This window comes from Vibrio sp. 1078-1 (assembly GCF_033340475.1).
Window position 1 is genome coordinate 1 of the sequence record NZ_JAWOWM010000799.1, and the last position, 537, is coordinate 537.

General features: G+C 53.6%; 1 protein-coding gene. It reads left to right on the plus strand.

Features of this window, described 5'->3' with window-relative positions; all coding sequences use genetic code 11:
* The coding region (locus R7190_RS30135; RefSeq protein WP_318138244.1) for a GspE/PulE family protein at window positions 1-537 on the plus strand (537 nt) is incomplete at both ends.

Below are 537 nucleotides of genomic sequence, written 5' to 3' on the forward strand. Positions count from 1 at the left end.
GCGTTCTGCGTGAAGTCTTGACGCCGAGTCGTAAGCTTGCGCCGTTGTTGGTGTCGCGTGTGAAGGTTATGGCGAAGCTCGATATTGCTGAAAAGCGTGTGCCTCAAGATGGTCGTATCTCGCTACGTATTGGTGGCCGAGCGGTCGACGTGCGTGTTTCTACCATGCCATCCTCTCACGGTGAACGCGTGGTAATGCGTCTGTTAGATAAAAACGCAACGCGCCTTGACCTGCATAGTTTGGGCATGACTCCTTCGGTACACGACAACTTCCGCCACCTCATTGGTCGCCCGCACGGAATCATCTTGGTGACCGGCCCTACGGGTTCTGGTAAATCGACCACTTTGTACGCCGGCTTGCAAGAAATCAACAGCAACGAGCGCAACATTCTGACGGTGGAAGACCCAATCGAATTTGATATCGATGGCATTGGCCAGACCCAAGTTAACCCGAAAGTCGATATGACATTTGCGCGTGGTCTACGTGCGATCTTACGTCAGGACCCGGATGTGGTGATGGTCGGTGAGATCCGTGACT